This is a genomic window from Pseudochrobactrum kiredjianiae, assembly GCF_030362795.1.
Classification (GTDB): domain Bacteria; phylum Pseudomonadota; class Alphaproteobacteria; order Rhizobiales; family Rhizobiaceae; genus Pseudochrobactrum; species Pseudochrobactrum kiredjianiae.
The window spans coordinates 1,080,309-1,092,786 of record NZ_JAUCBM010000001.1 but is presented as its reverse complement, the minus strand read 5'-3'; the positions used below and the strand labels follow the sequence as shown (position 1 = coordinate 1,092,786).

11 protein-coding genes are annotated in these 12,478 nt (G+C 51.9%); 3 read left to right on the top strand and 8 right to left on the bottom strand.

What is annotated here, in order from left to right:
• Entirely contained in the window at positions 1-753 is a 753-nt protein-coding gene (locus QUF18_RS04780; RefSeq protein ID WP_289385708.1) for a crotonase/enoyl-CoA hydratase family protein, read from the top strand.
• Positions 754-999: 246 nt separating this feature from the next.
• Here QUF18_RS04780 and QUF18_RS04775 read toward each other — a convergent pair whose 3' ends face one another.
• The 6 genes from QUF18_RS04775 to QUF18_RS04750 form a co-directional block, all read right to left on the bottom strand.
• Positions 1,000-1,566 (bottom strand): DUF6101 family protein, encoded by a 567-nt coding sequence (locus tag QUF18_RS04775; protein WP_289386150.1) that lies wholly within the window; start codon positions 1,564-1,566, stop codon positions 1,000-1,002.
• 588 nt (positions 1,567-2,154) lie between these two features.
• Positions 2,155-3,564 carry an FAD-binding oxidoreductase gene (locus QUF18_RS04770; protein ID WP_374806460.1) on the bottom strand — a complete coding sequence of 470 codons (1,410 nt, stop codon included), beginning with the start codon at positions 3,562-3,564 and terminating at the stop codon, positions 2,155-2,157.
• Between the two features lie 57 nt (positions 3,565-3,621).
• Complete coding sequence (locus tag QUF18_RS04765) at positions 3,622-4,584, bottom strand: L-threonylcarbamoyladenylate synthase (RefSeq protein WP_289385706.1); 963 nt, start codon at positions 4,582-4,584, stop codon at positions 3,622-3,624.
• A 102-nt stretch (positions 4,585-4,686) separates the two neighbouring features.
• Positions 4,687-5,214: a histidine phosphatase family protein gene (locus QUF18_RS04760; RefSeq protein WP_289385703.1), complete on the bottom strand. Its 528-nt coding sequence runs from the start codon at positions 5,212-5,214 to the stop codon at positions 4,687-4,689.
• 135 nt (positions 5,215-5,349) lie between these two features.
• Positions 5,350-6,789, bottom strand: coding sequence for a ribosome biogenesis GTPase Der (der, locus tag QUF18_RS04755; RefSeq protein ID WP_289385701.1), 1,440 nt, complete (start codon positions 6,787-6,789; stop codon positions 5,350-5,352).
• Positions 6,790-6,876: 87 nt separating this feature from the next.
• Positions 6,877-7,548: a tetratricopeptide repeat protein gene (locus QUF18_RS04750; RefSeq protein WP_289385699.1), complete on the bottom strand. Its 672-nt coding sequence runs from the start codon at positions 7,546-7,548 to the stop codon at positions 6,877-6,879.
• Positions 7,549-7,957: 409 nt separating this feature from the next.
• Here QUF18_RS04750 and QUF18_RS04745 point away from each other — a divergent pair, with 409 nt between their 5' ends.
• Positions 7,958-8,977, top strand: a complete 1,020-nt coding sequence (locus QUF18_RS04745) for a polysaccharide deacetylase family protein (protein WP_289385698.1) — start codon at positions 7,958-7,960, stop codon at positions 8,975-8,977.
• Positions 8,978-9,136: 159 nt separating this feature from the next.
• Here QUF18_RS04745 and QUF18_RS04740 read toward each other — a convergent pair whose 3' ends face one another.
• Both QUF18_RS04740 and QUF18_RS04735 read right to left on the bottom strand, forming a co-directional pair.
• Entirely contained in the window at positions 9,137-9,484 is a 348-nt protein-coding gene (locus QUF18_RS04740) for an ArsC family reductase (protein ID WP_289386148.1), read from the bottom strand.
• A 25-nt stretch (positions 9,485-9,509) separates the two neighbouring features.
• The gene (locus QUF18_RS04735; protein ID WP_289385695.1) at positions 9,510-9,959 is read right to left on the bottom strand and encodes a MerR family transcriptional regulator; all 450 of its coding nucleotides are present in this window, start codon (positions 9,957-9,959) and stop codon (positions 9,510-9,512) included.
• Between the two features lie 75 nt (positions 9,960-10,034).
• Between QUF18_RS04735 and QUF18_RS04730 the strand changes: the two genes are divergently transcribed.
• Positions 10,035-12,344: a heavy metal translocating P-type ATPase gene (locus QUF18_RS04730; RefSeq protein WP_289385693.1), complete on the top strand. Its 2,310-nt coding sequence runs from the start codon at positions 10,035-10,037 to the stop codon at positions 12,342-12,344.
• The last annotated feature ends 134 nt before the right edge of the window (positions 12,345-12,478 follow it).

Here is a 12,478-nt window from a genome sequence, read left to right as displayed (position 1 = left end):
ATGAGCGACTTTATTAAAACAGAACGCCACGATGCCGTGCAGATTATCCGTATGAACCGTCCGGATAAGAAAAACGCCATCACACGTGACATGTATCACGGCATTGCCGAGGCTTTGAAACAGGCTGACAGCGATGACAATATCCGCGTCAACGTAATTTTCGGTCTGCCCGGTGCATTCTCATCCGGTAATGATATGCAGGACTTTATGACTGCGGCTTTGTCTCAGGGTAGTCTCGGCGGCGAAATTGTCGACTTCCTGCACACATTATCCCAATCCCGCAAACCTCTGATTTCAGGCGTTGATGGTCTGGCGATTGGCGTTGGCACGACGCTAAATCTGCATTGCGACCTGACTTTTGCTACGCCGCGCGCTGTTTTCCACACCCCGTTTGTTGATCTCGGACTGGTACCGGAGGCAGGTTCAACACTGCTTGCTCCCGGAATCATGGGTCATCAGCGTGCCTTTGCTCTGCTGGCAATGGGAGAAGCTATGAGCGCTGAACAGGCGCTTGAAGCCGGTCTTGTCTGGCGTATTGTGGCGGAAGATGCGCTGGAATCTGAAGTGTTGAACGCTGCGCAGAAGCTGGCAGCACGCCCGCCAACAGCTCTGCAACTGACCCGTAAATTGCTGAAAAGCCAGCCTGAACCGCTAACCGAGCGTATTGATCGTGAAGCGCAGATTTTTGCAGAACGTCTGAAATCAGCAGAAACCGCGCAGGCCGTCGGCGCATTCCTCTCCCGCAAAAAATGAATAAAAAAAGACCGTATATCTTCGCAGATATACGGTCTTCGCATGTTCTGTGACTGGAGATCACATATTCAATTCGCACTTTCGCGTAATATTCTTAATTTTTATACCTGCAGCACTATTACGGCCATTCACATTCCCGCGAGCAGTGATTTCAATGTCGTTCACCCGCGAACAATTATTCCGCTTTTTCAAACCCGCGCAATAATCTCAGCTTTTTTTCAAACGCGAGCAATAATCTCCGGTTTATTAAACACGTGAGATAATCTCACGGCCGGAAATCTTTAAAGTCACGCCCAGCGAACCGGTTTTACGTCGCGCCAGAAAGCGCGGGCGACGACGGCGCTGCTCCTGTCCCTGACGACGCTCTGTGCTGGCCGAAGCTGCCACACCGCCGATTGTGTCATGCACCGGACGCGCAACACCATCAGCTTCAACCAGCAGCATCGGCAGTTTGTAGGCATTTGCCCATGCATGCCAATCTGCGGCCACATCATCCAGATCATGTGCAACCAGCAGCGGCACAGACATTTGCGGGTCTTCGTGCATCAGTTCCAGTGTCACGGTAATCAAACCGTTCTCATCCTCAACTGCACGCGCTGTTACGCCCAGAAATACATGCGCTGGCAGCGCTACAGACATTGGCAAACCGCTTGATGGCAGAACACGTCGCAATACTGCGCCACGTTCATTGATCGTGAAGGTCACATCGTCCTGCTCGCCCGTTGAAGCATAAGAAATGCTCTGCGGGAACTGCGAAGGATCGAGACGGATCTCTCTGCTCGCCCAAACTGGTTTGTCCTGTTTTTCCAGCATCTGGTTCATCATTTTCTTGCCCTGTACCTTCTGAGAACCGCTGTTATTGTTTTACTGTCGGTTCTTTTTTTCTATCGGACCTTTGTGGTCTCGTTGAATGCAAGAATAGCTGATGCAAGTCACCAATCTGCTTAAATGACAGGGTTAATACTTCGGTCTTTGGCAAAATGGTTTACAGATTCCAACCACAGTTAAGACTTCAGCAAGGCCGGTAAACACAGCTTAACCGTACCAAACCGGTAAATATTTATGATTTTTAACAAGAGCTAAACAAACTGAGGTGCTTGTACCTTTTCAGAGCCTTTTTACTTAGGCAAAGGCTCTCATTTCTGAATATTCTCTGAAATTCGCTGTAGCCCAGCAACCAGTTGTTAAGGCTGCGCCTGTGGACATTAAATCCGCATTAAACACGCTTGTTGCGTATCAATCTTTTGCTAACCGCAATTTTCCGGTTCAAAATGTGGATATTTACCGCTCGTTTATGATGAGCGGTGCGTAACACGGGCTCATCTTAACAATTGAGCCGCCGCTTCTTAACGAAACGACGGCTCAGCGTTTAAAATCTTAAAGATCGAAACAAGGCTCAGCTCAAAGCAGCTTGTCCGGATTCATAATATTCTTCGGGTCAAAAGCCTGTTTAATACGGCGCATCAGTTCTAATGCCAGCGGCTGTTTAAACGCGCGCAATTCTTCACGCTTTAACGCGCCGATGCCATGCTCCGCGGAGATCGAGCCATTATAGCGCATGACAATAGTATGGATACGGTGGTTCAGCTCGTGCCAGCGTCCCAGAAAAGCCTGCTTATCCGCACCAACCGGCTGCGAAACATTATAATGCAAATTGCCATCGCCAATATGGCCGAAACAAACGACACGCGCCGACGGGATCATCTCTTCAACCGCCACTGCGGCTTCTGCAATGAAAGCAGGGATGGAGGCAACAGGTACCGAGATATCATGTTTGATTGAGCCGCCTTCCGGCTTCTGAGCCGGAGACATCTCTTCGCGCATTTTCCAGAACAGATCAGCCTGCGCACCATTTTGTGCAATGGCGGCATCTTGCACCATTCCGCTCTCGAAACCTTCACTCAGGATTGCTTCCAGCATTTCCAGTGCGTCTGCCTCAGAACGAGCAGAAGAAATCTCCGCCAGCACATACCAAGGATAGGTCTTTTCCAGCGGGTCACGTGCTTCCGCAATATGGCGCAGAATAAATTCCATACCAATACGCGGCATCAGTTCAAAACCGGTCAGTGCCTGCCCTGCCTGATCGGTCGCCAAACGGAAAAGCTGCACCACATCTTGCACCGACTGCAATCCAACATAGGCGACCGCCTTGCCTTTCGGCTGCGGATGAATTTTCAGCACCGCCGCAGTGATAACACCAAGCGTGCCTTCTGCTCCGATAAACAGATCACGCAGGTCATAGCCGGTATTGTCTTTTTTCACGCGGCGCAAGTCGTTCAGCACCTGACCGTCAGGCAACACCACTTCGAGACCAAGGCATAATTCGCGCATATTGCCATAGGCAAGCACAGCCGTGCCTCCCGCATTGGATGAGAGATTACCGCCAATCTGGCAGGAACCTTCTGCACCCAAGGACAACGGAAACAACCGTCCTGCATCCTGCACAGCATCTTGCAAATTTTGCAGGATAACACCGGCTTCAACCGTGACGAGATTGCCGGTCGTGTCAATATTGCGGATTTGATTGAGCCGCGACAGCGAGAGAATAACGGCTCGTCCGCTGGTATCCGGCTGCTGCGCACCGACAAGTCCGGTATTGCCGCCCTGCGGCACCACAGGTGTTGCTGTCTCATAGGCCAGCTTCATAATGGCAGAGACTTCCTCCACCGTTGCAGGGCGCAGAACCAAAGCGGCGCGGCCATGAAACAGATCACGCGGCTCGCTCAAATAGGAAATCTGATCGACCGGATCGTGCAGTGCGTTTCTCTCACCGACAATTGCCGTGAAACGCGCAATCAAATCATCTGACATCATCATCTGTTTCCGTCCAAATCTAATTAGTCACGCGGTGCAGCCGCCCAAATTCAACTAATCGCGCGGCGCAGCCGCGCGCGATAGTCGATCATTAATTGCTTCGCCCAAGCCATGATGCGGCACCGGCTCAACGGCGATTGTTTTCGCGCCTGCTGCATCCAGCCGCTTCATATAATCGAACAAATGCACGGCAGCTTCATGCAGATCGCCCGAAGGACTTAAATTCAAAACAGCAACGGCTTTGTCAGCACCGGTTGCTCGCTGCGCTCCAAAGGCAAGTAGCGCTTCGCCTTCATACACTTCCGAAATATTCAACCGCATCGCGGCATCTGGTGCATAATGTGACGCCATCATCCCCGGCGCCTGAATAGCCGCACGCTGATCCAGACGATGCAGCGGCTCACCAATGAAAGCCTCAATCTCTTCTGCCGCCAACCCGCCCGGACGCAGCAGATAGGCCTGACCATTTTCAATTTTAACAATGGTGGATTCCAGCCCGACAACACAAGCACCGCCATCAACAATCAGATCAAGCTTAGCGCCCAGATCATCCTGCACCGCCTGTGCCGAAGTGGCACTGATACGACCAGAGCTATTGGCGCTCGGTGCTGCCAGCGGGCGATCAAGCGCGGCAATGATTTCAGCAATCGGCCCGCGCGGCATACGAATGGCGAGAGTTGTGAGACCCGCGGTTACCAGCGGATGAATTGCAGCGCCTTCACGCAGAGGTAATACCAGTGTCAGCGGCCCCGGCCAGAATTTCTCTGCAAGTTTACGGGAGAGATCATCAAACACCACATAGCGCTCAGCCATATCAAGTGTCGCCATATGGGCAATCAGCGGATTGAAATGCGGCCGTCCCTTGGCAGAAAAAATACCGGCAACCGCACTGCCATTGGTGGCATCCGCCGCCAGCCCGTAGACAGTCTCTGTCGGCAAGGCAGCAAGTTTGCCTGCGCCCAATACCTCAGCAGCCAGTTTTAAAGAAGAAACATCCGTGGAAATAATTTGTGCCATGCCGCACTCTCCTGCAATTTTCTGCAAGCTGGCAGCACTGTCAGGACCTGCATATCCTCTGACTACAGAACCATGAAAGGTGATGCAAGACTGTAATCATTATCAAGTGAATTCGGCGATGTTCCGCCAATGGTGCAACATCTGTTTTCTCACAGTGTCATAGCACCAATAATGGCCTTGCGAAGACTGATCGTAATGACGGGAGATTGGCACACCCGCCAATGCACAATAAAGCAGCGTTCCGGTTGCTCCATGACCGCAAATTACCACTGTTTTATGCTGAGCCTTGGCGCTCTCCGCTATAATTTCATTCATAACAGCACAAATTCTCGCTTGTGCATCTGCCGCACTTTCCCAACCACGTACAGAACAATCCGGTTGCGCAAAAAAACTGATCAGCAACGTTTTCAAATTCAGCAACAGGTAAAAACCCTGTTGCTGAACGGTCATTTTCGCCCAGCCGAATGTCGCTTTGTGCAGTGCAGTTAAAATGCGCAACCAGCAACTCAGCTGTCTCCTGCGCTTTGGTTTCCATGCTACTCCAGATAACATCCGGAGCCGGCCAGATACCGCGCTCAAGAAAGCACTGTAATGTCGCCCTGCCCAGCGGAGATAAACACCAGCGTTCAACCGGCACTGCCGGATCGATAATAACCTGCGGATGACTGAGGAAGATCAACTGCATCTCAACTTACTCATGCATAACAAAAAAACCCTGCCGAAACACTTCCGGCAGGGTTTTGAGACTACATCATTAAGATGACATCAGCGCTTCTTTTTTGCACGACCGGCAAAAGGATTTTCCGAAGTGCGCAGCGACAAGCGAATTGGCACGCCCGGCATTTCGAATGTCTCACGCAGACCATTGATGAGATAACGCACATAAGATTGCGGCATCACATCAGGACGCGAGCAGGACACCATAAAGCCCGGCGGACGTGTCTTAACCTGTGTCATATATTTGACTTTAAGGCGACGACCGGAAACAGCCGGCGGCGGATGATGGGTAATCACACCTTCGAGCCAACGATTCAGGCGTCCTGTGGAAATACGCGAATTCCAGATACGATGTGTCAGCTCAACGCTTTCCATCAGCTTATCAATACCGTGGCCGGTTTCACCGGAAATCGGCACAGCACGGATACCACGAACCTGCGGTAGCAAGCGCTCGGTCTTTTCACGCAGATCCGCCAGCAATGCCTGACGGTCTTCGATCAGATCCCATTTATTGAAAGCAATGATCGGCGCACGGCCTTCACGAATAATCAGATCAATGATCTGCAAATCCTGCTTTTCAAAAGGAATCGTTGCATCAAGAACGATAATCACCACTTCCGCAAAGCGAATAGCACGCAGACCATCAGCAACGGAGAGCTTTTCCAGCTTTTCCTGCACGCGTGCTTTACGGCGCAGACCAGCAGTATCAAACAATTTCACGCTGCGGCCACGCCATTCCCACTCAACGGAAATAGAATCACGCGTGATACCGGCTTCAGGCCCTGTCAGCAGACGATCCTGACCGAGCATAGTATTGATCAGAGTGGATTTACCAGCATTCGGGCGACCCACAATGGCAATCTGCAAAGGCTTGGTGTCGTCGTAAGCCGGAATGACTTCATCATCCTCATCACTTACATCTTCACCAACCAGCGCGCCAATCGTTTCCGGCGTGAAGGCTTCCGAAGCCTCTTCTTCCGCGAAAGCTTTTTCCTTCCCGATCACTTCCACAATCGCATCGCGCAGATCAGGCAGACCCTGACCATGCTCGGCGGAAATCGGGCAAGGCTCGCCAAGACCTAAGCGGTATGCATCATACAAACCGGCATCGGAGCCACGCGCTTCCGATTTATTGGCAACCAATATAATCGGCTTGCTGAATTTGCGCACCAATTGCGCGAATTCAATATCTGTCGGTGTCAGACCGGCTTTGGCATCAATCACGAACAGAACCGCATCGGCCTCGTCAATCGCGGCTTCGGTCTGCGCGCGCATACGGCCTTCCAGCGTACTGGCTTCGGCAATTTCCAGCCCCGCAGTATCAATAACTTTGAAGTGCAGATCATAGAGCTTGCCGTCGTGAATACGGCGGTCACGGGTAACACCCGGCGTATCATCGACCAGCGCCAGTTTGCGCCCGACAATACGGTTAAACAGTGTGGACTTGCCGACATTCGGACGTCCGATAATTGCGAGTGTAAAGCTCATTCAGCTTGTTTTCCGTCTTATAGAGCAGTCTCCGAAGGCGGAAAACGCTCTATCTTTTTGTTTTTATGCGTTTCAGAATGAAACGTCTTAATTCTTTGCGGCAGCCTCAGTGCTGCGCATCAGATCGAGCATTGTATTGGCACGCTGACGAAGATTGGCAGGAATTGCCGCATCGTCTGCATTTTGCTGGAACAGTTTGCGGGCATCATCTGCACGCCCTGCTTTGTAAGCAGCCAGCCCCAGCACTTCACGGGCAGAACCGCGCATCGGATTACCATCGGCGCTCAGTGTTTCTGCGCGTTTGGCAACATCGTCATAGGAACCGGTATCAACCAGAATATAGGCCGCACGCAGCTTTGCAACATCACGCAGCGCAGCAGGTGCTTTGCTATCTTCCGCAACAGCATCAAAAGCGCTGACTGCACCGGCCATGTCTTTCTTCTGCTCAAGCAAGGTGGCAGAGCGCAACTGTGCCAGCAAAGGATAAGCACCGGCACCTTCTGTTTCCAGTGTCTTCAAAGCGCTCAGAGCTTCATCATTTTTATTTTCGCCAGCCAAATCAAGCGCTGCCAGAAACTGGTCGCCCGACACGGCTGCCTTGCTCTCACGCCAGTATTCATAACCGACATAACCGGCCGTACCGATAACAACTGCCACCGCGCCGCCGATCAAAATCGGACCGAAACGCCGCCATACAGCGCGCACCTGTTCGGAGCGGAGCTCTTCGTTGACTTCGCGGATAAAGCTGTCGTCTGTCATGGATACCCTGTGAAACCCTGTAACAAAATTGAATATGCATCAATAGACCTGACAGCACGAGCTGACCAGCCATTAAAAACACCTATCCGGCTTTTAGTCGGAATCGGCGGCAGATGGTAGCCCCGATTGTGATTTCCTGCATAATTCCTTAATCCTGCACCTGAACAGCGGATTTATTACGATAATATGCCTGTCCTTTGCCACATTTCATCCTTACAGCGGTTCCAGTTAAGACTAAATCGTTGGAACCCCTGTAATTGTTTGTTTTACGCATTATCCGGCGTATCGCAGCAGGAAAAGAAATCAGTCCGGCGAACTGATTTCCCTGCGGAGGTGCTTCGCACTTTTACTGGAAATGCTCTAATCACTGTACTTCCACCCCTTCCCACCACCACATGAGCCTGTCTTTATGCAAAAACTTATTGCCGCCGGTTTTGCCGCTTTTCTGTGCTTTGCAACGACTGCACAGGCTATGCCGGATCTGGCAACGTCTCAGCCTCAAAGAACAGAGACAAATGACAGCCGCCCGAAACAGGTGGTGATAATCTCTTTCGACGGGGCACATGATAATAAGCTTTGGCAGCGTAGCCGCGCCTTGGGGCAGGAAACCGGTGCGCGTTTTACCTATTTTCTCTCCTGCGTCTTTTATCTGGAACGCGCAGACCGCACGCAATATCAGCCACCACGGATGAAAGCAGGCCGCTCCAATGTCGGCTTTGCACAGGATAAAGCAGAAATTGCCACACGCCTCGATCAGGTGTGGAAAGCCAATCTGGAAGGTCATGAAATCGCCAGTCACGGCTGCGGCCATTTCGATGGCAAAAGCTGGACGGCAAAAGAATGGGCGCAGGAAATTCAGGCGTTCCGCAATATTGTCGGTAATGCCTGGAAGGCCAATAAAATCGACGGCGAACCGGAAGGCTGGAAAAACCTTGTTTACAACAAGATCACCGGTTTTCGCGCGCCCTATCTCTCTGATGATAAACCGGTGCAAACAGCTTTGCGCGACAGCGGCTTCACCTATCAGGCCAGCGGCGTGACCTCAGGCCCTGAATTGCCGAAAAATTTCGCCGGATTAAAAAGCTTTGGTCTGCCGCTGATACCGGAAGGCCCTTCCGCACGGCCGGTGATTGCGATGGATTACAATCTCTATGTGCGCCATTCAGGCGGCAAAGAGAAACCGGAACAGGCTGCGCTTTTTGAACAACGCAGCTATGATGCCTTTATCAATGCCTTCAACAAGCAATATAACGGCCAGCGTATTCCGCTCCAAATGGGCTTTCATTTTGTGCTGATGAATAATGGCGCTTACTGGAATGCACTGGAGCGCTTTGCCCGTGATGTCTGCAAGCGCAATGACGTGCGCTGCGTCAGCTATCATGATTATCTGGCGGAGCCGGAGCTGAACAAGCGGCCAGCTGCTCTATAAGCTCTGAACTAAAAGCCACATACCGGGCTACAAATGGCAGTTTCTGCGCTTCCGGTACTCACGTACCTATAAGTACATTGCGTTCCGGTTCTCAAAATCACCATTTTCGCCACGGTCTGAGACTTTTCTTTTCAGACCCTTACCTGTGCTCAATAAAATTCATGCAAAAAATTCAGCATAAATCTCCGGTTTAAAACCAGCCAGTAATTTGCCGTCTTTTTCCAAAACCGGGCGTTTGATCATCGACAGATTGCCGAGCATCAGCTCAATGGCCTTGGCTTCTGTCAGATCCTGTTTCTGTGCATCATCAAGTTTGCGGAATGTCTGGCCTGCGCGATTAATCACCGTTTCCCAGCCCAGCTTTTCGCACCAGTTTTCCAGCTTGGCACGATCCAGACCAACCTTCTTATAATCATGAAAATCGAAAGCGATATTCTGTTCGCTCAGCCAGTCCTGCGCTTTACGCATAGTGTCACAATTTTTAATGCCGTAAATGGTTACAGTCACGTCCATTCCTCTCTCATTCAATTCGTTATTTAAGCGTTGTCACCGGATGATCGTGATCGTGGCCGCACTGACCGTGATCTTCCAGAATCTGAATGACCCTGCATTCACATAAGCGCCCGTGATCGCACTCACTCACCATGCGGCGCAATTCATCACGCAAGGCTGACAGCCGCTCAATCCTGTCTTCAATCTCATCAAGGTGACGTCGCGCAATCGAATCTGCCTCGTGACAGGAGGCGTTAGGCGTCTCGGTCATAGCCAGCAATTCACGGATATCATTAATTTCAAAGCCGAGATCGCGTGCATGACGGATAAAGGACAGGCGCTTAATATCTTCCGCGCCATATTCCCGCCGCTGATTCTCCGTGCGTTCCGGCTCGCGTATCAGCCCGATTTGCTCATAAAAACGGATGGTTGGCACTTTAACACCGCTGCGTTCCGCAACCTTGCCAATCGTATAACCTTTTTTATCCATTTAACCGCTTGCTCCTATAGCCACTAGAGCATTTAGGGTGTTTTTTAAAAGATGCAAGTGAAAAGGAAATTGGTGATGTCCGGTCCCGTCCGTCAGGATAAATTCCGCGTTGAAGGCATGGATTGCGCCTCCTGCGCCATGAAAATTGATACAGCCGTGCGCCGCCTTGGCAACCAGATCAGTGACGTCAGTGTCTCTGTGACCAAAGGCACGATGACTGTTACCCATAATGGTATAGAGGCCGATGCCATTACCGGCCAGTTGAAGAAACTCGGTTATAAATCCAGCTATATGGGTGCCAGTCAAGGCGCAGCAGTTGCAGAACCGGAAACCGAGGCTCATGCCTGCTCCGGCGATCATGACCACGATCATAGCCATCACAACCATGACCATGCAGGACATGACCACAGCGCACATGATCATAAAACCCACAGCCACGATCATTCGCACGAGCAGAAGCAAGAGAAAATCAAAGAAACCTCACCGCTGCATATGCATGATCACGGCACCGATGAAGACAACAAGCCATGGTGGCAGCAGGGCAAGGCCAAGCTGACCATTGCGGCAGGTACGGCACTGGTTGCCGCCTATATTATCGGTCATTTCGTACCGCAATATGCGCTCTATATTTTCTCCGCTGCGATGTTGGTGGGGCTGGTGCCGATTGCCCGCCGCGCTTTGGCCGGCGCCCGTTTCGGCACGCCATTCTCTATTGAAACACTGATGACCGTTGCCGCTGTTGGCGCGCTGTTTATCGGTGCGGTGGAAGAAGCCGCGATGGTTGTCTTCCTGTTTCTGATCGGTGAGCTTCTCGAAGGTGTTGCAGCGCGGCGTGCGCGCAACTCCATTCGTGGTCTTGCTGATCTGGTACCAAAAACTGCCCGCGTCGAAAAAGACGGTCAGATTATTGAACAGGATGCGGCAAGTGTTGCCCTTGGTGCGATTATTCTGGTGCGTCCGGGTGACCGGATTGCAGCGGATGGTGAAGTGATCAGCGGCAACAGTGCGGTTGATGAGGCTCCTGTGACCGGTGAAAGTACACCGAAAAACAAAGAACCGGGCGACAAGGTTTTTGCAGGCACCATCAATGCTGATGCGGTGCTACGCGTTAAGGTCACGGCCACGGCGCAGAACAACACCATTGCCCGCATTATCGCGCAGGTTGAAGAAGCACAGGAATCCAAAGCCCCGACTGAGCGTTTTATCGACCGGTTCTCGGTCTGGTACACGCCAGCGGTCATGGTTCTCGCCGCTTTGGTGGCAGTCATCCCGCCGCTTGTTGCCGGTGGTGACTGGAATGAGTGGGTCTATAAAGGTCTTGCTATTCTGCTGATCGGCTGTCCTTGCGCTCTGGTTATTTCGACACCTGCCGCGATTGCTGCCGGTCTTTCTTCCGGTGCGCGCCGCGGCCTGCTGATGAAGGGTGGCGCAGTGCTGGAAAGTGCAGGCCATGTGACCGCGGCTGCTTTTGACAAAACCGGCACGCTGACAGAAGGCAAGCCAGTTGTCACAGACATTATTGCCTTTGGAAGCACGGAAGAAGACGTTCTGCGCTATGCGGCAGCCGTTGAACAGGGCTCAAGCCATCCGCTCGCTGTTGCCATTCTCAAGGCTGCGGAAGATCGCAAAATCGCCCTGCCGCAAATGCATGACGGCGCAGCACTTGGCGGTAAAGGCGTATCCGGCACCGTTGACGGTAAAGCCATTTTGTTGGCCTCGCCGAAAGCAATTGCCGCCAAGACCAGCATATCGGATGCTGACCAGAAGCGCATTGCCGATATGAATGATCAGGGCAAGACTGTCTCCCTGCTGATGATCGGCGAGCAGCTTGCCGGTGGTATCGCCATGCGAGATGAGCCGCGTGAAGATGCACGTCAGGGTATCAAAGCTTTGCAAGCGCAGGGTATCCGCACCATCATGCTGACCGGTGATAACCGCCGCACTGCTGAAGCAATCGGCCGTGATCTCGGCATGGAAGTCCATGCGGAAATGATGCCAGAAGACAAACGCCGTGTGGTTGGTGAACTGAAGGCGAATAAGCAAATCGTTGCCAAGATCGGCGATGGCATCAATGATGCTCCTGCTCTCGCCGCAGCTGATCTTGGCATCGCTATGGGCGGCGGCACTGATGTGGCGCTGGAAACTGCAGATGCTGCGATCATGCATGGCCGCGTAACCGATGTCGCCAATATGATTGACCTGTCGAAAAGCACGATGGCGAATATCAAGCAGAATATTACGCTCGCCATTGGTCTGAAAGTGGTGTTCCTCATCACCACAATTCTTGGCATTACCGGTCTGTGGCCAGCCATTCTGGCAGATACCGGTGCGACAGTTCTGGTAACCGCCAATGCCATGCGCCTGCTGCGATGGAAACCGGCATAACTTTGAGGACGAAAAGGGCATCATATGGTGCCCTTTTTTTATTATGAACCTCTGCAACTTGCATCATGGCAGCGCGGTTTCTGCAACAAAGAATACTCAATGGATAACGCTTATTCAGTATTGGCGTTTGGCAA